Source organism: Mucilaginibacter jinjuensis (genome assembly GCF_028596025.1).
Lineage (GTDB): Bacteria > Bacteroidota > Bacteroidia > Sphingobacteriales > Sphingobacteriaceae > Mucilaginibacter > Mucilaginibacter jinjuensis.
In genome coordinates this window covers 5,925,779-5,946,782 of record NZ_CP117167.1, presented here as the reverse complement: position 1 = coordinate 5,946,782, position 21,004 = coordinate 5,925,779, and the positions used below count along the sequence as shown (strand labels likewise).

Annotated in this window: 17 protein-coding genes; 9 read left to right on the top strand and 8 right to left on the bottom strand. The window is 41.9% G+C overall.

The window, feature by feature from the left end; translation table 11 throughout:
* Window positions 1-14 precede the first annotated feature (14 nt).
* Both PQO05_RS25725 and PQO05_RS25720 read left to right on the top strand, forming a co-directional pair.
* Window positions 15-1,400 carry a LutB/LldF family L-lactate oxidation iron-sulfur protein gene (locus tag PQO05_RS25725; protein WP_273630374.1) on the top strand — a complete coding sequence of 462 codons (1,386 nt, stop codon included), beginning with the start codon at window positions 15-17 and terminating at the stop codon, window positions 1,398-1,400.
* The gene (locus PQO05_RS25720; protein ID WP_273630373.1) at window positions 1,400-1,957 is read left to right on the top strand and encodes a dihydrofolate reductase family protein; all 558 of its coding nucleotides are present in this window, start codon (window positions 1,400-1,402) and stop codon (window positions 1,955-1,957) included. The genes PQO05_RS25725 and PQO05_RS25720 overlap by 1 nt, the downstream gene beginning before the upstream one ends.
* Here the strand turns inward: PQO05_RS25720 and PQO05_RS25715 are convergent.
* Window positions 1,954-2,805 (bottom strand): DUF4198 domain-containing protein, encoded by an 852-nt coding sequence (locus PQO05_RS25715; protein WP_273630372.1) that lies wholly within the window; start codon window positions 2,803-2,805, stop codon window positions 1,954-1,956. The two genes, PQO05_RS25720 and PQO05_RS25715, sit on opposite strands and share 4 nt — an antisense overlap.
* 59 nt (window positions 2,806-2,864) lie before the next feature.
* Here PQO05_RS25715 and PQO05_RS25710 point away from each other — a divergent pair, with 59 nt between their 5' ends.
* Window positions 2,865-4,841: an alpha-ketoacid dehydrogenase subunit alpha/beta gene (locus PQO05_RS25710; protein WP_273630371.1), complete on the top strand. Its 1,977-nt coding sequence runs from the start codon at window positions 2,865-2,867 to the stop codon at window positions 4,839-4,841.
* Between the two features lie 484 nt (window positions 4,842-5,325).
* Here the strand turns inward: PQO05_RS25710 and PQO05_RS25705 are convergent, their stop codons facing one another.
* Complete coding sequence (locus PQO05_RS25705; protein ID WP_273630370.1) at window positions 5,326-5,937, bottom strand: SprT-like domain-containing protein; 612 nt, start codon at window positions 5,935-5,937, stop codon at window positions 5,326-5,328.
* 158 nt (window positions 5,938-6,095) lie between these two features.
* On the opposite strand from PQO05_RS25705, the gene PQO05_RS25700 reads away from it, so the two are divergent.
* Complete coding sequence (locus PQO05_RS25700; RefSeq protein WP_273630369.1) at window positions 6,096-7,232, top strand: DUF3800 domain-containing protein; 1,137 nt, start codon at window positions 6,096-6,098, stop codon at window positions 7,230-7,232.
* Between the two features lie 8 nt (window positions 7,233-7,240).
* Here PQO05_RS25700 and feoB read toward each other — a convergent pair whose 3' ends face one another.
* The 5 genes from feoB to gcvH form a co-directional block, all read right to left on the bottom strand.
* Window positions 7,241-9,355 carry a ferrous iron transport protein B gene (feoB, locus tag PQO05_RS25695; RefSeq protein WP_273630368.1) on the bottom strand — a complete coding sequence of 705 codons (2,115 nt, stop codon included), beginning with the start codon at window positions 9,353-9,355 and terminating at the stop codon, window positions 7,241-7,243.
* Between the two features lie 7 nt (window positions 9,356-9,362).
* Window positions 9,363-9,578 carry a FeoA family protein gene (locus PQO05_RS25690; protein WP_273630367.1) on the bottom strand — a complete coding sequence of 72 codons (216 nt, stop codon included), beginning with the start codon at window positions 9,576-9,578 and terminating at the stop codon, window positions 9,363-9,365.
* Window positions 9,579-9,665: 87 nt separating this feature from the next.
* Complete coding sequence (locus PQO05_RS25685; RefSeq protein ID WP_273630366.1) at window positions 9,666-12,491, bottom strand: TonB-dependent receptor; 2,826 nt, start codon at window positions 12,489-12,491, stop codon at window positions 9,666-9,668.
* A 243-nt stretch (window positions 12,492-12,734) separates the two neighbouring features.
* Window positions 12,735-13,049 (bottom strand): VanZ family protein, encoded by a 315-nt coding sequence (locus PQO05_RS25680; protein ID WP_273630365.1) that lies wholly within the window; start codon window positions 13,047-13,049, stop codon window positions 12,735-12,737.
* 74 nt (window positions 13,050-13,123) lie between these two features.
* Entirely contained in the window at window positions 13,124-13,504 is a 381-nt protein-coding gene (gene gcvH / locus PQO05_RS25675) for a glycine cleavage system protein GcvH (RefSeq protein WP_273630364.1), read from the bottom strand.
* A gap of 229 nt (window positions 13,505-13,733) precedes the next feature.
* Here gcvH and PQO05_RS25670 point away from each other — a divergent pair, with 229 nt between their 5' ends.
* From PQO05_RS25670 to PQO05_RS25650, 5 genes are all read left to right on the top strand, one after another.
* Window positions 13,734-14,750, top strand: a complete 1,017-nt coding sequence (locus PQO05_RS25670) for a Gfo/Idh/MocA family oxidoreductase (protein WP_273630363.1) — start codon at window positions 13,734-13,736, stop codon at window positions 14,748-14,750.
* 6 nt (window positions 14,751-14,756) lie between these two features.
* Entirely contained in the window at window positions 14,757-15,317 is a 561-nt protein-coding gene (locus PQO05_RS25665) for a TlpA family protein disulfide reductase (RefSeq protein WP_273630362.1), read from the top strand.
* A 245-nt stretch (window positions 15,318-15,562) separates the two neighbouring features.
* Window positions 15,563-16,375 (top strand): oxidoreductase, encoded by an 813-nt coding sequence (locus PQO05_RS25660; RefSeq protein WP_273630361.1) that lies wholly within the window; start codon window positions 15,563-15,565, stop codon window positions 16,373-16,375.
* An 8-nt stretch (window positions 16,376-16,383) separates the two neighbouring features.
* On the top strand, window positions 16,384-17,193 hold the full coding sequence (locus PQO05_RS25655) for a helix-turn-helix domain-containing protein (protein ID WP_273630360.1): 810 nt from the start codon (window positions 16,384-16,386) through the stop codon (window positions 17,191-17,193).
* A gap of 189 nt (window positions 17,194-17,382) precedes the next feature.
* Window positions 17,383-19,929 carry a TonB-dependent receptor gene (locus PQO05_RS25650; RefSeq protein WP_273630359.1) on the top strand — a complete coding sequence of 849 codons (2,547 nt, stop codon included), beginning with the start codon at window positions 17,383-17,385 and terminating at the stop codon, window positions 19,927-19,929.
* A gap of 275 nt (window positions 19,930-20,204) precedes the next feature.
* Here PQO05_RS25650 and PQO05_RS25645 read toward each other — a convergent pair whose 3' ends face one another.
* Window positions 20,205-20,999 (bottom strand): succinate dehydrogenase/fumarate reductase iron-sulfur subunit, encoded by a 795-nt coding sequence (locus PQO05_RS25645; RefSeq protein ID WP_273630358.1) that lies wholly within the window; start codon window positions 20,997-20,999, stop codon window positions 20,205-20,207.
* Window positions 21,000-21,004: the final 5 nt, after the last annotated feature.

Genomic DNA, 21,004 nt, shown 5'->3' with positions numbered 1-21,004 from the left:
TTAATTTTACCGATATGCCTACCATTGCCGAAGATTTCCTGACAGCCGCTGAGAATAAGGCCTTTGATCTTGATCACAGGCGTATTATCAATTATAATATTGGTAAGTATGATGCGGCGGTAACAAAAGGACTAGCCAGATTAATCAACCTTGATTACGCTAAACGTAAATCGCATGTGATTAAATGGCGTGTAATGGAGAACCTCGATAAGTTTTTACCCGAGTTTGAAGCTAATTTTCAACGCAGGGGAGGCAAGGTAATTTGGGCTAATGATGCCGAAGAAGCTAACCGCGAAATTCTGAATATCATCCAGCGGGCTAATGCCAAAACGGTAGTGAAATCCAAGTCAATGACTACAGAAGAACTCGAACTGAATGAGTTTTTGGAAAGCCATCATATCGAATCGTTAGAAACAGACCTGGGCGAATATATAGTACAACTGCTCGGCCAGAAGCCGTATCATATCGTAACGCCTGCCATGCATCTTTCTAAAGAAAACATTGCAGAGTTATTTAACGAACGTTTCGGTACACCGATAGATGCCACACCCGAACAACTAACCCTGAAAGCCCGCGAATTATTGAGAGAAAAATACGTGCAGGCAGATGTGGGTATTACCGGCGCTAACTTTTTAATTGCAGATACCGGCAGCATTGCCATTAGCGAGAACGAAGGCAACGCACGCTTAAGCACAACTTTCCCTAAAATACATATTGCCATTGCAGGTATCGAGAAGATCATTCCTGCATTAACGGATCTGAACCTGTTTTGGCCGATGCTTTCAACACACGGCACCGGTCAGAATTTAACAGTTTACAACAGCATTTTAAGCGGCCCCCGCCAACCAGGTGAAAGCGATGGGCCGGAAGAAATGTATGTGATTTTGCTGGATAATGGCCGCACCGATCTGCTGGCACAAAAAGAGCAGCGCCAGGGTTTATATTGTATCCGCTGCGGGGCTTGTTTAAATGCCTGCCCGGTTTATAAAAATATTGGAGGCCATAGCTATAATACTACCTATAGCGGGCCAATAGGCTCTGTAATTACCCCGCACGAGCAGGGCATGCAAGACTTTAAGCACCTCAGCTACGCATCAACCCTTTGCGGCCGTTGTACCGAGGTTTGCCCGGTTAAGATAGATATACACAAAATGCTGCTGCTTAACCGCCGTGATGCGGTTAAAGAGCAATTGGTAGATAAAAAGGAGCAATGGGGCTGGAGCGGATTTACCAAAATGATGCTTAACCGTAAGTGGATGGATTTTTTTAAAGGAAGAACCAAAAACTTTATGCTCAAAACTTTCTTTAAAAAGAGCTTCGGCCCGCACCGCGAATTACCCAAAGTGGCCGAACAATCTTTTACCGAGCTTTGGAAAAAAGGCCATAACGAAAACTCATAATGCGTAAAGTAATATTAAACCTGGCTGTAAGCCTCGATGGTTTTATTGAAGGACCTAATGGTGAATACGATTGGTGCCTGATGGATCAGGATTACGGCCTAACAGAGTTTTGGGATAGTATTGACACCTTATTTGTGGGCCGAAAAAGCTACGAACTGTTGACCAATACAGGCGAGATAAGTCATTTCAGTTCTGCTAAAATGTATGTGTTTTCGGATACGCTTGCCGAAGTACAACACGATAATGTAGAGATAATTTCGGGCGCAAACCTGGTTGAAGATGTAAACGCGATTAAAAACCAGGAGGGTAAAAGCATTTGGTTTTTTGGAGGGGCATCTTTATTAAGCAGTTTTATGGCAAATGGCTTGGTTGATGAGTTTTTGCTTTCTATCCACCCGATACTATTGGGTGGGGGCAAAGCATTGTTTCAATCAATTACCGAACGTACCGACCTGCAACTGGTTGAAACAATACCTTATTCGAGCGGGTTGGTACAACTGAGGTACCAATTACTCCCCAAATTCGATCTTAATAATATAGCCGGGGCCGATTATTAGTGTACGTTACCCATGCCAAACTCTTTGTAAGTGTTAGGTTGGGTATTGGTACTGCTAAATGCAAAGGTGAATGAGGTTTGCCATGCATCAAAATCAGCTGCTTGCTGATCTTTAGCAGCTTCGATATGGATAGACTGTAACATATACGTGCCCTCACGGCTTAATTTGATAAATACAGAACCCGTTTCGTCGGTAGCTAAAAGCTGAGGAAACTCAGTCCCCTTAGGTGTGCGCACTATTAATGTTACCTTTTCGCCTTTAATGGGCTGGCCTTTAAAAAGCAATACCGCGGTAATATCATCGCCATAACTGCCTTTGTAGGGGTTTTGCTTTAAAATCAGCTCATAGTCTTCTTTCAAAGGTTTCTCTTGTACACTACCACCGTTTTTTTCAACGGCTACCAATGTTTTGGCAGTACAGATAGTTTTTTGCCTGAAACTTTGCTGAAACTGTTTCAAGCCGTCGGCAATTTTATCGAGGCCGTTATCAGTTAAATAATTAACATATTTTTTTCGGCTGATGTCTGCAATTTGCTGTTCAACCACGGTTAAAAGAACCATACCTGTGTTTGATAGCTTACTGGTTAAAACGGGCACATTCTTTTGTTTGAATAAAGCACTAAGATCTGTTGGCTTCCCGCCATCAAACAACATCGCTTTCATTGTATTTTGTGCATCAAATTGTTGCTCAGATCCACTACTAAAAGCATTTCCGCTTAATAAGTGAAGGTTTAAGTCTTCGCCTTTTTGCGGGTAGAAGTTTTCGGGCAATAAAAAATAGCCGGTTTGGCTAAAGGCAGAGCCGATAGTACAGGTTAAAAACAGCAGTATAAGTAAAGGTTTTTTCATTTCAGTAGTAATAATTGCTCAAACATACAAAGTTTTAAAATTTCCATTAGTTTAGCTCTATGAATTTCGACCGTAAAGATCTTAGTCATGACACTTTGCTGAACTTTTACAAGGCAATTGTGTGGCCAAGGCTTATAGAAGAAAAAATGCTGGTGCTTTTACGCCAGGGTCGCATTGGTAAGTGGTTTTCGGGCATTGGTCAGGAAGCCATTGCTGTTGGCAGTACGCTTGCCATGCAGCCGGATGAATTCATATTACCCATGCACCGTAACCTGGGGGTATTTACCACGCGCAATATACCTTTATTTAATTTGATGGCGCAATGGCAGGGTAAAGCTGCAGGTTTTACCAAAGGGCGAGACCGCTCGTTCCATTTCGGTACACAGCATTATAAAATTGTAGGGATGATCTCGCACCTCGGCCCGCAAATGGCGGTAGCCACCGGTATTGCCCTTGCCGATGTTTTAGCTGGTCGGAAGAAAGCCACATTGGTTTTTACCGGCGAGGGTGCTACCAGTGAAGGCGACTTTCACGAGGCTATTAACGTGGCTGCTGTATGGAACCTGCCGGTGATATTTCTGATAGAAAATAATGGTTATGCACTATCAACCACAACTGCCGAGCAATATAAATGCGAGAACCTGATTGATAAGGCTAAAGGTTATGGAATAGAAGGTAGGCAGATTGATGGGAATAACCTGCTTGAGGTTTACCATACTATTAATGAAATTGCAACGGAGATCAGAGAAAATCCTCGTCCGGTATTGATTGAGTGTATGACTTTCCGTCGACGCGGTCATGAAGAAGCTTCTGGCGTAAAATATGTACCGCCGCATTTGTTCGAGATCTGGAAGGCCAAAGACCCGGTAACTTGTTTCGAACAATTTTTGCTTGATGAAAAAATATTACAGCCCAGTTGGGTGAGCTATACCTTCAACGAATTTGTGCCGAAGATAGAAGCCGAAATAGAAAAGGCTTTAAACGAACCGGCGATTATTCCTGATATACAAACGGAACTGGATGATATGTACATGCCGCATAAGCCAGTTGTGGAAAATAGCGATAACGCAAGTATTCCTAAACGTTACATGGATGCCGTTAGCGATGCCATGCGCCTATCAATGCGGAAATATCCCAACCTGGTATTAATGGGGCAGGATATTGCAGACTATGGCGGTGTGTTTAAAATTACAGACGGTTTTATGAACGAGTTTGGTAAAGCCCGTGTACGTAATACTCCTTTGTGCGAATCGGCTATAATAGGAGCTGGATTGGGCTTATCTATCAACGGATATAAATCGGTTATAGAAATGCAGTTTGCCGATTTTGTAAGTGTTGGCTTTAACCAGATTGTAAATAACCTGGCGAAATCACACTACCGCTGGGGGCAAAACGCCGACGTAGTAATTCGTATGCCAGCCGGTGCGGGGACTGGGGCGGGGCCATTCCATTCGCAAAGTAATGAAGCATGGTTTACCAAGACTCCCGGATTAAAAGTAGTTTATCCATCAACTCCGGCAGATGCTAAGGGCTTGTTGATGTCGGCCATTGATGACCCGAATCCGGTAATCTATTTCGAACATAAATACCTGTATCGTACTTTAACGGACGAGGTACCTGAAGGCGATTACTACGTAGAAATAGGCAAAGCCAAAACAGTGCGGGAAGGTACAGATGTAACTATTATAACCTACGGCCTCGGTGTACATTGGGCTTTAGAGTATGCCAATAAGTATCCGGATATTTCCATCGATCTCATCGATCTGCGCAGCCTTCAACCCTGGGATAAAGAAACGGCAATGGCCAGTGTTAAAAAAACGGGGCGTGCACTGATTCTCCATGAAGATACCCTTACCTGTGGTTTCGGCGCAGAAATTTCGGCCACGCTAACAGAGCATTGCTTTAACTACTTAGATGCCCCTATTATGCGTTGTGCAGGTTTAGATACTGCCATACCAATGGATGCCGGTTTAGAAAAACAGTTTCTGGCTAATTCGAGGTTAGAGGAAGTGATGGAGAGGTTATTGAGGTATTAAATTTGTAACTGGCTTTTAAATTGCACGTCATTGCGAGGTACGAAGCAATCTCAGTCCTATGAAAAACTAACTTAAATAAAGCACAAACACGCAAATGCAAAGAGGCGGCTGCATTTACATCATGACAAACAAACGCCAGAGTGTTTTATATACAGGTGTAACATCAGATATAATTTAAAGAATCTGGGAACATAAAAATCATATTCACTCTAACAGCTTTACTTCAAAATACAATTGTGATAGATTGGTATATTATTGTTTCTACCCGCATATTGAAGAAGCGATTGCTACAGAAAAATTAATAAAGGGCGGTAATAGGAAAAATAAAGAGCAACTTATTAATTCAATTAATCCCGAATGGAAGGATTTATATGATGAGTTGTTAGTGTAATGAATTATGAATGTTTTGTACATTGTGGGTATGAGATTGCTTCGTACCTCGCAATGACGGTAATATGAGCATTCAGTTTCCCTATCCTAATACCTACCTCTCTAACACCTCTACCTCCGCCACCGGACTAAACAAATAAACCCTCTTTGTACTTACTTCTACACATTTAAACCGCTTACGCAATTGTTCGCCTTTGCGGAAAACACGGCCGTCTTTGATTTTGAATACGGCGTTGGCAGGTAGTTTCTCTACCGTCAACATCGATTCTTTAGGGGCGTCGTATTGGCGCAGGGAACGGTATAGATTTAAGTCGGAGCAGCTGGATGCGGCGGGGTTATTCAGGTAATTGGTAATGGCCTGTTTAACATCCGGCGGAAAAACATTTTGGTCGAAGAAGGGCTGCATCATTTTCTTGAAATTCTGCTTCCATTCTGTGCCGTGTGGTTTGGCCTTATGCTTGTGCTCGTTCCAGGTGTGCAGGTGTGCAAACTCGTGTACGGTAGTTACCAGGAAAGCGTAGGGATTAAGGTCGAAATTAACCGATATACGGTGACCTTTGCCTGCGTGTGGCGGGCGGTAATCGCCAAACTTGGTGTTGCGGTTGCGCGAAATTTTAAACTCGCACTTAAAGTAATCAATCCAACGGCCTATCAGCGGGGCTGCGGCAGGTGGCATATATCTTTCTAAAACTTTTATTTTCTCCAAAGGGGACCTCTATACAAAGATAAGGAAAAGAAAAAGAGCCTACTATAATCTTAATTTAATTTACTCTGGATTAAAGTTTTATGTAATTGCATTTGGATGAAGTATCTTATGTATATATTTATATAGTTGACTATCAACAAAAACCTAAATCTAATAAAATGGAAACTCCAAACTTAAATGATGATTCGATCAATCTAAATGAAAATGCAGAACCAGAAGAATTAAATGAAAAGCAACTGGCGAAACTGCAAAAGATCGAGGAAGAAAAAAAAGATTTATTAAATCGTGTGCTGAGTGGACAGATTGAGAATATTAAAGACAGGGTGGCTTTTGTTTTGAATAATTCAAATGATGCAAGAAATTCTGATGTAGAATTAGCTTGGTCATATTGGTATTTATTTGAGACCGAAATTTTAAATGGAGTATCAGTTACGAAGGAACAGTTAAAAGGTCTTACCAAAATAAGTTCTCTTTCTCGTATGAGGGCAAAAATACAAAACGAATACAAGCTGTTTCAAGCTGACGAGAAAGTTAGAAAGTTTAGGGGGGTATTACAAGAAAAAAACCGACAGGCGGCTATCGCAGACAAACCATCTGGATTAGGAACATACACAGTTTATATTGATGAAACTGGAAAAACGCAAGACTATCTTTCGGTTGGTTCTATGTGGGTTCTAAAATCCTTTAAAATTGATTCTCGGCGTCAATTATTGAAATGGAAAGAAGACAGAGAGATAAATTATGAATTTCATTTTAATGAAATCACAAAAAATAAAGCGTCTGAGTATAAAGAATTTTTTACAAAATTCTTATCCATACATCCAGAAGTGGGATTCAAGGTAATAGTGGTAAATAACAAAGGATTGTCAAACAAAAATGCTGCGATTACAGATTTGACATCTCATTTACTTATAAAAGGAGTTCTTCATGAAAATGAAACAGGTAGAGCCCCTTTGCCAAGAATTTTATCAGCTTGGATTGACGAAGAAGAGGCTGGAAGTGATCAATTAAAAATTGAAAACATTAAAGAACGAATATCACAGCAAAAAATTAAGGGGCTTTACGCTGAGGATTTCCAAGCAATTTCTTCGAAGAGTAACTTTTATATTCAAGTCGTAGACCTTTTTACAGGTGCTATAAATCGAAAGCTTAATACTCCGCAGGGAAATCATCCAAAGGATGAAGTTGCAGATTTTATTCTGGATATGGTGAAATTTGATTTGAATAGTATAGATAAAAACAACAGTGATGTGGATCAATCTACAGTATTTAATTTACTTGAAAACTCTCAATAAAAAAAATACTACTTCAGCAACTGGTAGGTTATAAAACTTATCACATAAGCCAGCACAGTCATATAAGCAAACTGTGCTGCCGGCCAGCGCCAATCTTTAGTTTCGCGGTACACCGTAGCTACGGTACTGGCGCATTGCATAGCAAAGGCGTAAAACATCATTAAAGAAAATGCCACAGCAACGGTAAATACAGGCTGCCCGGTCTGCGGGTTTTTAGCGCTACCCATTTTCTGTTGAACAGATTGTATATTATCAGCATCGCCATCCACACTGTAAATGGTGGCCATGGTGCCTACAAATACTTCGCGAGCAGCGAAAGAGGTGATTAGTGCAATACCAATCTTCCAGTCGAAACCCAGCGGACGGATAGCCGGTTCCATCGCATGGCCCAGAACACCGGCATAAGAGTTTTCCAGTTTTTCGGAAGCTATAATGTGTTTCAAATCCGCAGCCGGAACGGTTTTGGTGTATTCAGGTTTACTATATTTTTGATCAATTCTTTCAAAGCGATTGCCCGGGCCGTAAGACGCCAGTACCCAAAGTATTACCGATACGGCAATGATAACCTTACCGGCCTGCACTACGAAGGCCTTAGAACGGTCGTACATCGTCAACAACACGTTGTTCCAGCGGGGCATGCGGTAAACCGGGAGTTCCATAATAAAGTAGCCACGTTCTCGACCTTTCAATATCAGTTTCATTACAAAAGCTACAACCACAGCCGATACTAAACTGAGCACGTACATGGCAGTTAAAGCCAACCCCTGCCAGTTAAAGATCCACCATACATTTTTATTGGGCACTACCAGGGCTATCATTAAAGTATAGATAGGTAACCGTGCCGAACAGGTAACCAGTGGCGTAACCATAATGGTGATCATCCTGTCTTTCCAATTCTCGATGGTACGGGTACTCATGATAGATGGCACCGCACAGGCGAAGCCGCCGATCAACGGAACTACTGATTTGCCGTTTAAGCCAACTTTGCGCATCAGCTTATCCATCATAAAGGTAACACGGGCCATGTAGCCGGTATCTTCCAGTATGGAGATAAAGGCAAACAGGATAGCAATTTGCGGGATAAATACCATTACACCGCTTAACCCGGACAGTACACCGTCTGATAGTAAATTAGTAAGCGGACCGGCCGGTAGATGGTCGTGAACCAATCCCTCAACCCATACAAACAGGTCTTCAATCAAACCCATCGGGTATGCTGACCAGGCAAATATGGCCTGGAACATGAACATCAGGATAGCGAAGAAAATGATAAAACCGAATACCTTATGGGTTAAAACTTTATCAATACGGTTGCTTACCGTTTCGCTGTCGGCACTTTCTGCTTTGTGCACGGTATCATAAAGCAGATCGTTAATATAATTATAACGGGCTATGGTTTCTGTAGCCTGCGCTTTTTGCGAGTGGAAGAAGTGGATGTGCTCCAGCTCTTCAATACGGTCGCTCTCGGTTCCGGAAAGGAAAGTTAAGTGCTCGTGCTGATGTGCCAGTTGCAAAGCGAAGTACGGATTCTCGATCTGCATTTCTTCGCCTATCTGCGCAATCAGTTGCGGGGCAATGGTGCTTACATCAATCGTGTTTTCCTGCAAAGCCAGTTTGCTGGCATAAGAGATAGCTTCTTTTAGCTTATCAATCCCTTCGAGCTTTCGGGCTGCAATAGGTACTACATGTACACCCAGCTTTTTGGCAAATGCATTAACATCAATGGTAATCCCGCCGCTTTTGGCAAGGTCCATCATGTTGAGGGCTACAATTACAGGGATCTTTAAATCGGCAACCTGGGTGTAAAGTAATAGGTTGCGTTTAAGGTTTGATGCATCAAGGATCACAACAACCAGATCGGGCGTGTGGGTGCTTTTTCGATCAGCGAGTACAGAAAATACAATGGATTCGTCGCGGCTTTTGGGGTAGAGGCTGTAGGTGCCGGGTAAGTCTACAATTTCGGCTTGCCGGCCATCAGGCAGCGAACAATAGCCTGTTTTTTTATCGACAGTAACCCCCGGAAAATTGCCGATCTTTTGGTTTAAACCGGTCAGCGCATTAAAAAGTGTTGATTTACCGGTATTGGGATTCCCTACAAGTGCAACTCTGATATCTGCTTTCAACGCCCAACTACAGTAATATGATGGTTGAAGCTTCGCGCATGCGTAAACTCAACTGGTAACCGGCAACGTTAATGGCAATTGGATCGCCCATTGGGGCAATGCGTTCTACCTTAATTTCTTCGCCGGGCAGGCAGCCCATTTCCATCAACTTAATTGACATTTCAAGATCTGTAAACTCCTTTACTATTCCTTTACTACCTACTTTAAGTTGCGAAAGCTTCATCTATTTCTTTTGATAACCCGACAAATGTATATCTTATTTAAATTAAATCCAAATAGCAAAGTTCCATTTGTCGGGTATCTGAAAAGATTACCTCATGATCACAATTCCGCTATTACCGGGCTTGTCTGAGCCCGAACCCATTTTGCTAATCTTATAGATAATTTTCAGGAAAAAATACTGCCCGATGGTATTGGTTTGGGTGCTGGTAATTTGCCCTGTGGTTGAAAGCGTGCGCTGTATGCCAGAGTTTTGATTGAGCAGATCGAAACCGGTTAAGGCAACCGTTAAGTTTTGCGATTTCATGAAATAGCGCTCGATACCTGCGTTGAGCAAATAAACCGAAGTGTTTGCACTGCTTGGCATCCCGCGATACAGGCTTTGATTTAACTCGCTATATATGCGCCACGATTTGGCGGGTTTAACGCCAATTGTAGCGCTATTATTAAAGTTGTAATAATGGTTATCGGCCTCGTGCTGGAAAGAGTTTGTAGCGTTATTATAGCTGGTATAAGTATGCAATTCGAACTGAAATTTATCAACATCATAATTACCACCCAAACTTAAGCCAGGAGCCACGCGCAATACCGCATTTTTATTATTGTTGATGTAGTTTACATTACGGTTAATATTGCCGTTGAAGCCCAAATTAAAACGCAACCCTTTTATTTTACTTGGCATGCCCGAATTGATACCGAAGTTAGAAGTAAAGTTGCCATCAGTATTCACCGGGCGCGATGTGGTAATGCCTGTGTTGTCATAATAACTCTCGGTCGAAAACCCTTTCCAGGTTTCTACAAAATTGGCGTATATGTTAAAATAGTTATTGGTTTTAGGATCATAACTATTCATGTTACCATTAAAGCTTAACGAGCGCGACATCCGCAGATCGGGATTGCCTATCTTTTTATACGTAGTGCTGGTGGTATTAATAATAGGCAACAAGTCGGTAACCGAAGGCATGGTTACATCGCTTCGTAAACTCATATAAACATTAGTGCCTGGTTTAGGTCTGTATGAAAAACTGGCATTGGGCACCAAAGCCCAACCCTGGCGATCTACATTGCTGGCTTGTGCACCGGTAAAATCACCTTTCAGGCCCAAGTCGGCCAGCTCTGCATTTATAGTCAGGTTTGATTTGGGGCTGTTCTTATTTAACCCCACGGTTGATGAGTAACGATAATTGGTATTATCATATACACCGCTAAGGTTTGGAGCCAGTATCTCATATCGACCGGTTACCTGATTATAATCCACTGTGGTTTGGTTGGCATTATCATTACGATATTGCAGACCCTGACTAACCGTTAAATTAAGCTTGTGCACTTTACTCAATTGCCTGATGAACGATAGGGTAGTATTGCTGATAGTCCCATGATCAGTTTGCCCGGTTTGCAGGTTAGCTGTACTATCGGGCAGGGTGCTGTTGGTAGGGTAGTGTAAGTTGAAGATGTTGGTGGAGTTGTTCTTATAAGGCGAATAACTATCTGTAGTAAACAAATTGACAGAACCTTTGCCATGCTGAAACTTATGGTTAGCGGTAAATTGAGCACCGACAACAGGGGTATGGATAACCTGATCTAACGACTGATTAGCCTGGTTAAGCAAAGCGTTGTTTAAATCGCTGCTGGTAATACCGGTTACGTCATTATTGTGTGTATAACTGCTTGACAGGTTGGGTTTAAGCGTCAATGTATTTAAGGTATCCGGCTTATACTCCAGTTTCATGTTAAGGCGATAGCTGTTATAAGTATTGTTGCCGATGATGTTTTTATTAGTGAGTAGGTTTTGAACAGGATCTTGTATATTATCTGTCTCGGTTAAATTGTTGGATGATAGTACCGTAATAAAGTTGGCGTTAAACTTTAGCTGGTTCTTTTTACCCCACATATCCGAGTAGTTTAAACCGCCGGTATGGTTAGTAATTAAGCCACCGTTTATACCTGCAAAAGCACCATTGATGTTAGCCCTGCCATTGCTGTTGATATTTATGTTGATAGAACCATTATTACCAAACGCATCGAATATATTGCCGTTGGTAAAGGCGTTTAAATCTTCCATCGTAAATCCCGATTCATTCACATTATTACTAAGGAACAAGGCCGAGAACTGGCGCTTTTTATCAAAATGATTAATGTTAAACTGACCGAGATAACGATCATCTGTGCCGCCGGCAGCAGTGGCATTACCAAACCAGCCGCTCTTTTTATCGTCCTTTAAAGTAAGGTTCATTACCTTATCGCGCTGGCCATCATCAATACCTGTATTTTTGGCTTTCTCGGTTTTATCATTAATGAACTGCACTTTATCAATCGCGTCTGCAGGCAGGTTCTTAGTGGCGGCTTTGGGGTCGTTGCCGAAAAATTCTTTACCATCAACCAAAACTTTGGTTACCTGCTGGCCTTGTGCGGTTACTTTACCATCCTTATCTACATCAACCCCTGGTATCTTTTTTATCAGCTGTTCTACATTATCATTTGGTTGGGTTTTAAATGCAGCGGCATTAAATTCGGTGGTGTCGCCTTTAATGGCAGCAGTTGCTTTAACACCTTTTACGGCAACTTCATCCAGAGTTTTTACATCGGGTACCATAATTAGAATGCCCAGCTGAACTGATGGGTTTTGATTGCTTATGCTAAAAGGGTGTACCAGCTTTTTAAAGCCAAGCTGTGAAACCACAAGTTTATAGTTCCCGGTTTTCAACCCATGGATATCGATATTACCTTCTTTGCCGGATGCGATGCTCTTTACTGCTGACGAATCGGCTGCATTTACCACCGTAGCGGTAGCATATTCTATAGCTTGTTTCTTTTGATCTATTATTGTGGCGTGTACACTACCACCCGGTTTTTGTGCAAATACAATTGATGCTGATAGAAGGCAGAAAATAGGGATGAGGTAAAGTTTTGCTTTCATTATGCGTTGTTAAAGGTTAAGTCAAATTTAAACTAAGAATTTAGTTGAAAAAATAATTTAACATTTTTTAACTAAATTCTTAGTTTAATAAAACTAACCAACAGACGCTATTAAGCGGCTAACGTTGCACGTGAAGATGATTTTTTAACAGTATTGCTAAAATGAGGGCAATTACAGCTTTTATGAAATAAGCCGCATGAAGGGGCAGTCATTGAAATAACGACCAGTAGAAGCAGAAGTATTTTAAGCCTTGGCATAGCTGAAAGCAGATTTTAGCACTAAGATACTAAATGTAGCCATACCCACGCCAACGGTATCGGCAAAAAGATCGCCCCAGTTACCATCGCGCCAGGTAAAAACATAGAGTTGGAGTATTTCGATCAGTGCACCGAAAAATACGCCTAAGAAAGCAATGAGGAAGATAACGGGAATGGAGATACCTTTATTTTGCCTGATTAAACCATTGCTGGCCAGCAGTACAAACATAAAGAAGAAACCACAGTGCACCATTTTGTCAAAGCCGGGGAAAAACAAATGTGATTCCCCGACCTTGCCCATGGAAATGCTGCACATAATCAATATAAAAAGCGACCACAGGATTGTGAATCGCTGATACTTGAAAAATTGCAGCATTAAGCGCCTATGATCGATTGATAGTCTTCAGCAGAAAGCAGTGCGTTAACATCATCTGCATTTTTAAGCGTAACTTTTACCATCCAACCATCACCGTAAGGGTCAGTATTTACCAGTTCTGGCTGGCTCTCCAGTAAAGGATTGGTTTCTTCGATGGTTGCTGTTACCGGTATAAACAGGTCTGATACAGTTTTCACTGCTTCAACGGTACCAAAAACATCATTTTCTTCAATTTCTTTACCTACAGATGGTACGTCGATGTAAACGATGTCGCCTAATTCGCGCTGTGCAAATTCGGTAATGCCAATGTATGCGGTGTTACCTTCAACACGGATCCATTCGTGGTCTTTGGTGTATTTTAGTTCGGCTGGAAATTCCATATCTTTTGTTTATTTGAGCCCAAAAATAAAAACTTTTAGCGTACTGTCGTACGAATTTGTCAATTAGTTAATTTGTCGATTTGTCAATGATGTAAAGTTTGAGATTGCTAATTTTCGAATTACTTAATTGACTTAAAAATATTCTCGTTAATTTGTTCTATTCGCAAAATCATTGTCTAATAGCGAATGGCATTGACAAATTACCGAATTGACAAATTATCTAATTAAAATGGAAAACCCCATAGTTACAGGATTATTGGCTTATGGCATGTCGGGCAAATTGTTCCATGCACCGTTTCTGAGCACTAATCCGCATTTTAAATTTAAGGCTATTGTAGAACGCCACGAGAAAAAGGCGGCCGAACGCTATCCCGATCTCATCAGCTACGATCATACCTTCGAATTGCTGAACGACAAAGAAATAGAACTCGTTGTTATTAACACACCAAGTTATACCCACTACCAACTGGCTAAAGAAGCGATGGAAGCAGGCAAGCACGTTTTGCTGGAAAAACCTGCCGCTGCAACCTTAGAAGAAGTAAAGCGCCTGTTTGATATCAGCCGCGAAACGGGCAAGAAACTAATGATCTACCAAAACCGCCGTTACGATAGCGAGTTTCAATCGGTAAAAGAAGTGATAGAAAGCGGCAGATTGGGCGAACTGGTAGAGGTACATTTCCGCTATGATCGTTATCGCCTCAGCATCGGCCCCAAAGCATTTAAGGAAAGCAGTGGTTTCCCGGCCAATGGCTTAATGTATGATCTTGGTCCGCACATGCTCGATCAGGCTTTTGTATTGTTTGGCAAACCGCTGAGTTATGATAAAGTAACCTCAACCCATCGCCCTAATTCGCAGGTGCCCGATTACTTTCATTTCAGGCTGAGCTATCCTAACGGCTTGAATGTGTTTTTAACCGGAAGTTTACTGGTGGCCGAGCGTTTGGAATCGTCTGTAGTACATGGTACAATCGGCAGCTATATTAAAGGCCGAACTGATGTGCAGGAAGCCCAGTTAATCGCGGAGATGCTACCAACAGACCCAGCCTACGGCATTGAAGCGCCTGGCAGCGAAGGTAAACTGGTAATTATGGGAGCAGATAACGAGAAAGAAACCTTTATGATCCCTTCAGCGCGGGCAAATTATAATGATATATTTGAAGCTGTATATCATACTGTAAGGGATAATGCGTTATTCCCTGTAAGCGAAGAGCAAATTGCATGGCAAATAGAAATGCTGGAAGCCTGATAAATCATGACCAAAAAATTAAAATCGACAACCAACTATAATCCCCTGACTATAATGAAGCAATTCTTTCTTTCCCTGTTAGCTATCGTAGCTATTACAGGCTGTACATGGGCACAGAACCAATCAACGTTCACCCAAACCCAACCACAGCGCATCCAGAACCTGCCGATGTACCATATTTTAAATACCGACAGTGTTAATGTGACCACCACTAAACTGAAAAAAGATAAGTCGGTAATGATCATTTATTTTTCGCCCGATTGCAGCCATTGTCAGCACCTGATGTATGAGCTGAAACCAAAATTGAAAGAGTTATCCGGCATACAGATTGTAATGATCAGCTTTGTGCAATACAAAATGATTAAAGAATTTTACCGCGATTTCGGTTTATCAGCTTATCCTAACATTACTGTTGGTACCGAGGGTTATACTTACGAAATGCAAAAATACTTCGAAATAAAAACCACACCATATATTGCCATTTATGATAAACATGGCAAACTGGTTAAGGCTTACGAGAAAGCACCAGATGTAAAAGAATTGGTTGATGTTGCTAAGAAAGCATAGTATTTAAACATTCTCCATCTTGTCATTTCGACCGTAGGGAGAAATCGTCTGCGTCTCGTTAATCAAGAGATACAAGATTTCTCCTCGTACCTCGTTCGAAATGACAAAAAGAAAAAGGCCGGTGTTATTCAATTAACACCGGCCTTTTTTGTGAACCATACACCAAAGTAAAATTGAGCTCCACAGCAAACCTGTTCGTCTATTTATCGCCGACCTTTGGTTTAACAAATTAAAGATCAGAACTAATGAAAAAAGTAATATTGATAACCGGTGCCTCAGCTGGTATGGGTAAAGATTTTGCACGCGAACTATTAAAAGATGGCCACACTGTTTACGGTGCTGCCCGCCGGTTAGACAAGATGGATGACATTAAAGCGCTTGGCGTAAAAATTATAAGTATGGATGTAACCGATGAAACCTCGATGGTTAACGGGGTAGATGCTATAATAAAATTAGAAGGCCGTTTAGATGTGCTGATTAACAACGCTGGCTTCGGTTCTTACGGCGCTATTGAAGATGTACCGATTGAAGATGCTAAGTACCAGTTGGATGTTAACGTATTTGGTGCGGCGCGCCTTTCGCAATTGGTAATACCGCAAATGCGTAAACAGCATTTCGGGCGCATTATTAATATCTCATCCATAGGTGGTAAACTTGCTATGCCCTTAGGTGGTTGGTATCATGCCAGTAAATTTGCGTTAGAAGGCCTGAGTGATGCCCTGCGTAATGAAGTTAAGCCTTTCGGTATCGATGTAGTGGTGATTGAACCCGGTGGTGTAAAATCTGAGTGGGCTGATATTGCGATGGATAACCTGGTAAAAATTTCGGGCAACGGCGAGTATGAAAAGATGGCTAAAAAGTTTGCCGCCATGTCTAAAGAGCGAGGCCATAGTGTTGCTGAACCTGATGTAATTACCAAATTGGTGAAAAAGGCCATTGAATCCCAAAACCCTAAAACAAGATATTCGGGTGGTTTTATGGCTGGGCCTTTATTGTTTCTGCGGAAAATACTGTCAGACCGCATGATGGATAAGTTATTTATGAGCCAGTTAAAGTAAATTTGGTTATGGTACAGGATAAGGATCATATACTGTTGAATAACCTGCTATACTCATGCGTTGACGAAACCAAGCGGAGTAACGAACAGTTTGTGCACGAGCATTCGCTGGGTTACATTATATCCGGCTCTGTACTCTGCGCAACAACCGAGGGTGAGGCTATTGTTAACGAAGGTATAGTAGGCCTGGTTAGGCGAAATCAATTATTAAAGACAATTAAGATCCCGCCGGTAGGCGGCGGCGATTTTAAGTCGATCAACATATTTTTTAATCAGGACATTCTGCGCAGGTATAGCCTGGAGAATAATATAAAAGCAGTAGGGCCTTATACCGGCGATAAGTATAGGATGTTGCCCGATGACCCCTTTATTAAAGGATATTTTGAATCACTGCTGCCTTATTTTAACCAACCCGACAGGCTTAATAATGCATTGATCGAACTGAAAACAAAAGAAGCTTTAGAGCTGGTATTAAAAATTGACCCATCGCTCAAAGATCTACTGTTTGACTTTGCCGAGCCCTACAAAATAGACCTTGAGGCCTTTATGAACAAGCATTACATGTATAATGTGCCGGTTGATAATTTCGCCAAATTAACCGGGCGCAGCCTGGCAAGCTTTAAACGCGATTTCGGGAAAATCTTCAGTACCTCGCCGGGGCAATGGCTTCAGCAGAAAAGATTATCTGAAGCCTATTATCTGATTAAAGAAAAAGGCGCCAAACCTTCGGCGGTTTATCTGGATGTTGGGTTCGAAAACCTGTCGCATTTTTCATTTGCTTTTAAGAAGGCCTTTGGGGTGGCTCCCTCGCTTTTATGAGCAATTAATTCGGCATATTTTTCAGGGTATTATTGTCAAAATTTACTTATGAGGTTATTATATATTCTTATTAAAAGGATATAACTACGCATTTAGGTAATAGAAATTTTACCTGAAATTAACCCTGAAATATCAACAAAGTTACACGCTTTATGGCTTATCGATGTTAAAAACGTTGATTTTTGCAGCATGAATTCACGTGTACTATTAAAATTACTTTTTATAACCGGCTTACTGTTTGTTGCTTTTAATACCCGGGCGCAAACAACCGGTGGTTCTATTTCCGGAAAGCTGGTTGATGCTTCTACCGGCAAAATACTCGACTTTGCCACTGTAGCTGTTGTGCGCAAGTCAGATAATCAGCCTGTTAAAAGCATGCAGACTGATTTACAAGGTAACTTCAAACTAAGCGGGATACCAGATGGCTATTACTTATTCCGCGCTACATTTGTTGGATATATTTCTTTTACAAAAGATAGTTTAAATATTAAGGGCAACGCCGTAAACCTGGGCAATATTAAAATGCATGGGTCAAAGGGGGTATTAAAAGAAGTGACTGTAACCGCACAACGCAGCCAGATCCAGTTAAGCACCGATAAAAAAGTTTTTAGTGTTGACCAAAGCTTAGTAAGTCAGGGCGGTTCTGCTACCGACTTATTGAGCAACGTACCATCTGTACAGGTGGATGTTGACGGTAACATTAACCTGCGTGGATCGAGCAGTGTGCGCGTGTTAATCAACGGTAAACCATCGGCCTTAACAGGTGCCAACCTAAGCGACATCTTGCAATCAATCCCGGCAAGTTCAATCGAGAACATCGAGGTGATAACCAACCCATCATCTAAATACGATGCAGAGGGGCAATCTGGTATTATTAATATCGTGCTGAAAAGAAATGCGCAGGTAGGTTTCAACGGTTCGGTTACGGCTACTGCAGGTACGCAGCATACTTATAATGGTTCGGTAAACTTAACCTATCAAAATAAGCTGATTAATATTTATACCAACTATAGCTACCGTAAAGGTACCCGTATTGGTAACGGTGTAACCAATACTACAACCTTAGATAGCTTACGCCGCACCATTCAGCAAAATGCGATCAACGATCAGGAATTTAAAATCACTTCTAACAACATTCGTAGTGGTATCGATTTTAACCTGGATCGTAAAACCACGTTGAGCTTCTCGAACAACATCAACATCCGGGATAATAACCGTTACCAAACCGGTACAACAAGCATTATGGGTGGTGGCATAAACCAACAGCAAACCCAAAACAACGTAAGTTCTGGTAATGGTAATAACCTGGATTTTAACCTGGATTTTGATCATAAATACAAAAAGCCACAACAGGAGTTTACGGCTAACATTGGCTACTCAACCAGTAAAAATAACAGTACTGATAATTTAAATACAGGTTACAATACCATCCAAAACGGCATCGATTCTATCTCATCATTATTGCAAAACAACTTAACCATTGGCCGCCAGCACAACTGGAACATCCAGGCCGATTATGTATTGCCGCTAAACCACAATAATCGTTTAGAGATGGGTTACCGCAGTACCTTCAACAAAAACGATAATAACTATTTGGTTGATACGCTTAATAACTTAAGTAACCAATATGTATTTGCTGATACATTGAGTAACCATTTTATCTATAATGAGCAGATCCACTCGGTATATACTAATTATCAGCAGCAATTTGGCAAGTTTGGTATTCAAGGTGGTTTACGTTTGGAAGATGCCCGTATCAACACTACTACCTATTCGGCTGGTGTTACCGAGCAGCATAAGCAAGATTACTTTAGGGTTTACCCAAGTTTGTTCTTAACAGATAAGATCACAGAAAACCAAACTTTGCAGTTAAGCTATAGCCGCCGTGTAAGCCGCCCGCGTGATAGGCAGATCTCTCCGTTTTTGGATAGAAGTAACCGCCAGAACTACCAGCAAGGTAACCCGGATTTGAAACCGGAGGATACGCACTCAATTGAATTAAGCTATATTAACTATTGGAAAAGCCTGACGCTGACCTCATCGCTATACTACCGCTTAACCAATGATAATATTCAGCAGATCCGTACGCTGTATGATAATAGCAGCACGGTAACCTTAACCAAGTTTGAAAATCTGAAAAGCGCATCTAACGCAGGTTACGAGTTAATTGCCAAAGTAAACGTAGGCAGCATGGTTGATTTAACCGGTAACGTAAACGTTTACTACCGCAACATACAGGGCGACCCAGAACTGGGTGTTCAATCAACCTCTGGTTATGCATGGAATGCCAACTTAACCGGTAACATTAAGCCGTTCAAAAAATTCGGAATCCAGTTACGCGGCGATTACCAGGGACCGCAAGTAATTGCACAGGGTAACATGAAAGCCATGTACGGTATGGATGGCGGCTTAAAGTATGATATTACTAAAACCTTAAACTTTAGCGCCAATGCTCGCGACATCTTCAATACCCGGAAGTTTACTTCGGTAGTGGTGAGCGATAATGGTGCTTTAAACCAGTACTCAGAGCGCCGCTTTGCTACTCGTATAGTGTTGTTTACACTGGCTTACCGTTTTGGGGCTAACACACCGGCAGGCCGTCAGCGTCAGCAAAAGAAACAGGATCAACAGCCAGATCAACAGGATACTAACCCTGATGATGTGCCTCAAAATGGCGGTGGAGCCGGTCCGGGCGCTGGCAAAGGTGGCCAGCCGGGCGGTCAGATTAAAATGTAAATAGGGTTTAATAAATTAATATATGTGTAAGCCCTCAAACGAAAGTTTGAGGGCTTTTTTTGTTCCAATCTTCGCATTGTAATTATCCACCCGTCATGCCGAACTTGTTTCGGCACCCCACAGGACAGGTAGTAGACTTTAATAAAGCGTGCTCGGCGAACTTGATACTTAGCGTGTGGGGTGCCGAAATAAATTCGGCATGACGTGCGGAAAGGCAAACAAAAAAGGCGGTTCTTAAATAAAGAACCGCCTTTTCAATATCATAAAGCTATTGCTTATGCACCTTCATGTTTAACTTCATGCACTTCTTCCTGGCGGAATAGTTTAGCGCTTAAGAAATCGTTGTTCATGAACGAGATGTTGGTAAGCGAAATCTCTTTAGGGCATTCTGCTTCGCAGGCACCGGTGTTAGTACAGTTACCAAAGCCTTCTTCGTCCATCTGTGCTACCATGGTTTGCACACGGCGGTAACGCTCTGGCTGGCCTTGTGGCAACATACCCAGCTGAGATACCTTAGCTGATACGAATAACATGGCAGAAGCGTTTTTACAAGCTGCTACGCAGGCACCGCAACCGATACAGGTAGCAGAGTTGAAAGCCTCATCTGCAATGGTTTTTGGGATTGGGATGGCGTTAGCATCTGGCACACCACCGGTGTTGATAGAGATATAACCACCAGCCTGCTGGATACGGTCGAAAGCAGAACGATCAACAGCCAGATCCTTAATTACAGGGAATGGCGCAGCGCGCCAGGGCTCAATGGTAATAGTTTCACCATCGTGGAAACTGCGCATGTGCAGCTGACAAGTGGTAATGGCTCGTTTAGGGCCATGCGGGTGGCCATTGATATACAATGAACACATACCGCAAATACCTTCACGGCAGTCGTGATCAAAATGGATCGGCTCCTGTTTGGCATGTGTAAGGCTTTCGTTAACCACATCAAGCATTTCAAGGAATGACATGTCTGGCGAAATATTTTCAGCTTTGTAAGTTTCAAACTTACCAGCGGTTTTTGCATCTTTTTGACGCCATACTTTAAGCGTCAGATTCATATTTGCGTTATCCATCTTTT

Excerpts from the sequence above, each read along its gene's own strand:
- PQO05_RS25685 (WP_273630366.1), bottom strand. The coding sequence starts at position 12,491 with ATGAAAGCAAAACTTTACCTCATCCCTATTTTCTGCCTTCTATCAGCA.
- PQO05_RS25660 (WP_273630361.1), top strand. The coding sequence starts at position 15,563 with ATGAAAAAAGTAATATTGATAACCGGTGCCTCAGCTGGTATGGGTAAA.
- PQO05_RS25655 (WP_273630360.1), top strand. The coding sequence starts at position 16,384 with ATGGTACAGGATAAGGATCATATACTGTTGAATAACCTGCTATACTCA.
- gcvH (WP_273630364.1), bottom strand. The coding sequence starts at position 13,504 with ATGGAATTTCCAGCCGAACTAAAATACACCAAAGACCACGAATGGATC.
- PQO05_RS25670 (WP_273630363.1), top strand. The coding sequence starts at position 13,734 with ATGGAAAACCCCATAGTTACAGGATTATTGGCTTATGGCATGTCGGGC.
- PQO05_RS25690 (WP_273630367.1), bottom strand. The coding sequence starts at position 9,578 with ATGAAGCTTTCGCAACTTAAAGTAGGTAGTAAAGGAATAGTAAAGGAG.
- PQO05_RS25720 (WP_273630373.1), top strand. The coding sequence starts at position 1,400 with ATGCGTAAAGTAATATTAAACCTGGCTGTAAGCCTCGATGGTTTTATT.
- PQO05_RS25710 (WP_273630371.1), top strand. The coding sequence starts at position 2,865 with ATGAATTTCGACCGTAAAGATCTTAGTCATGACACTTTGCTGAACTTT.
- PQO05_RS25715 (WP_273630372.1), bottom strand. The coding sequence starts at position 2,805 with ATGAAAAAACCTTTACTTATACTGCTGTTTTTAACCTGTACTATCGGC.
- PQO05_RS25700 (WP_273630369.1), top strand. The coding sequence starts at position 6,096 with ATGGAAACTCCAAACTTAAATGATGATTCGATCAATCTAAATGAAAAT.
- PQO05_RS25645 (WP_273630358.1), bottom strand. The coding sequence starts at position 20,999 with ATGGATAACGCAAATATGAATCTGACGCTTAAAGTATGGCGTCAAAAA.
- PQO05_RS25665 (WP_273630362.1), top strand. The coding sequence starts at position 14,757 with ATGACCAAAAAATTAAAATCGACAACCAACTATAATCCCCTGACTATA.
- PQO05_RS25680 (WP_273630365.1), bottom strand. The coding sequence starts at position 13,049 with ATGGGCAAGGTCGGGGAATCACATTTGTTTTTCCCCGGCTTTGACAAA.
- PQO05_RS25725 (WP_273630374.1), top strand. The coding sequence starts at position 15 with ATGCCTACCATTGCCGAAGATTTCCTGACAGCCGCTGAGAATAAGGCC.
- PQO05_RS25650 (WP_273630359.1), top strand. The coding sequence starts at position 17,383 with ATGAATTCACGTGTACTATTAAAATTACTTTTTATAACCGGCTTACTG.